This window comes from Winslowiella arboricola, assembly GCF_025527015.1.
Taxonomy (GTDB): domain Bacteria; phylum Pseudomonadota; class Gammaproteobacteria; order Enterobacterales; family Enterobacteriaceae; genus Erwinia; species Erwinia arboricola.
In genome coordinates, this window is the sequence record NZ_JAODIM010000027.1 from 1 (window position 1) to 2079 (window position 2079).

General features: G+C 51.9%; 1 tRNA gene and 2 rRNA genes. All 3 read left to right on the forward strand.

Going from position 1 to position 2079, the window contains the following annotated elements:
* Positions 1-537 (forward strand): 16S ribosomal RNA (locus N5923_RS00145); the annotation flags it as partial.
* Between the two features lie 70 nt (positions 538-607).
* Positions 608-683, forward strand: a tRNA-Glu gene (locus tag N5923_RS00150).
* A gap of 226 nt (positions 684-909) precedes the next feature.
* Positions 910-2079: ribosomal RNA gene (locus N5923_RS00155) — 23S ribosomal RNA — on the forward strand; the annotation flags it as partial.

Here is a 2079-nt window from a genome sequence, read left to right on the forward strand (position 1 = left end):
TCGGCAGAGATGCCTTAGTGCCTTCGGGAACCGTGAGACAGGTGCTGCATGGCTGTCGTCAGCTCGTGTTGTGAAATGTTGGGTTAAGTCCCGCAACGAGCGCAACCCTTATCCTTTGTTGCCAGCGAGTAATGTCGGGAACTCAAAGGAGACTGCCGGTGATAAACCGGAGGAAGGTGGGGATGACGTCAAGTCATCATGGCCCTTACGGCCAGGGCTACACACGTGCTACAATGGCGCATACAAAGAGAAGCGAACTCGCGAGAGCAAGCGGACCTCATAAAGTGCGTCGTAGTCCGGATCGGAGTCTGCAACTCGACTCCGTGAAGTCGGAATCGCTAGTAATCGTAGATCAGAATGCTACGGTGAATACGTTCCCGGGCCTTGTACACACCGCCCGTCACACCATGGGAGTGGGTTGCAAAAGAAGTAGGTAGCTTAACCTTCGGGAGGGCGCTTACCACTTTGTGATTCATGACTGGGGTGAAGTCGTAACAAGGTAACCGTAGGGGAACCTGCGGTTGGATCACCTCCTTACCTATGTGAAGATACCCCGCGCAGTGCCCACACAGATTGTCTGATGAAAGTAACGAGCAACAGTAACAGAGTCCCCATCGTCTAGAGGCCCAGGACACTGCCCTTTCACGGCTGTAACAGGGGTTCGAATCCCCTTGGGGACGCCATACTCTGATAACGAAGTGAAAGACGTTATCAACCCAGTATCTCAAAACTGATTATGCCGCAGGGCGAGTCACGTTTGAGATATTTGCTCTTTAAAAATCCGGAACAAGCTGAAAATTGAAACGACATGTCGTCTCATTTCTCCGTAATAAGAAATGAATCACGATATGTTCGAGTCTCTCAAATGCTTGCAGCTCAGAAGAGTCGAAAGACACTTCCGGGTTGTGAGGTTAAGCGACTAAGCGTACACGGTGGATGCCCTGGCAGTCAGAGGCGATGAAGGGCGTGCTAATCTGCGATAAGCGACGGTAAGCCGATATGAGGCGCTATACCCGTCGATACCCGAATGGGGAAACCCAATGCACTACGGTGCATTATCGTTAAGTGAATACATAGCTTAACGAGGCGAACCTGGGGAACTGAAACATCTAAGTACCCAGAGGAAAAGAAATCAACCGAGATTCCCCCAGTAGCGGCGAGCGAACGGGGAACAGCCCAGAACCTGAATCAGTTTGTGCATTAGTGGAAGCGTCTGGAAAGTCGCAGGGTACAGGGTGATACTCCCGTACACAAAAATGCACTTGCTGTGAGTTCGATGAGTAGGGCGGGACACGTGACATCCTGTCTGAATATGGGGGGACCATCCTCCAAGGCTAAATACTCCTGACTGACCGATAGTGAACCAGTACCGTGAGGGAAAGGCGAAAAGAACCCCGGCGAGGGGAGTGAAACAGAACCTGAAACCGTGTACGTACAAGCAGTGGAAGCCTCTTAAATGTGGGGTGACTGCGTACCTTTTGTATAATGGGTCAGCGACTTATATTCTGTAGCAAGGTTAACCGTATAGGGGAGCCGCAGGGAAACCGAGTCTTAACTGGGCGTTAAGTTGCAGGGTATAGACCCGAAACCCGGTGATCTAGCCATGGGCAGGTTGAAGGTTGGGTAACACTAACTGGAGGACCGAACCGACTAATGTTGAAAAATTAGCGGATGACTTGTGGCTGGGGGTGAAAGGCCAATCAAACCGGGAGATAGCTGGTTCTCCCCGAAAGCTATTTAGGTAGCGCCTCGTGAATTCATCTCCGGGGGTAGAGCACTGTTTCGGCTAGGGGGCCATCCCGGCTTACCAACCCGATGCAAACTGCGAATACCGGAGAATGTTATCACGGGAGACACACGGCGGGTGCTAACGTCCGTCGTGAAGAGGGAAACAACCCAGACCGCCAGCTAAGGTCCCAAAGTCATGGTTAAGTGGGAAACGATGTGGGAAGGCACAGACAGCCAGGATGTTGGCTTAGAAGCAGCCATCATTTAAAGAAAGCGTAATAGCTCACTGGTCGAGTCGGCCTGCGCGGAAGATGTAACGGGGCTAAACCATGCACCGAAGCTGCGGCAGCG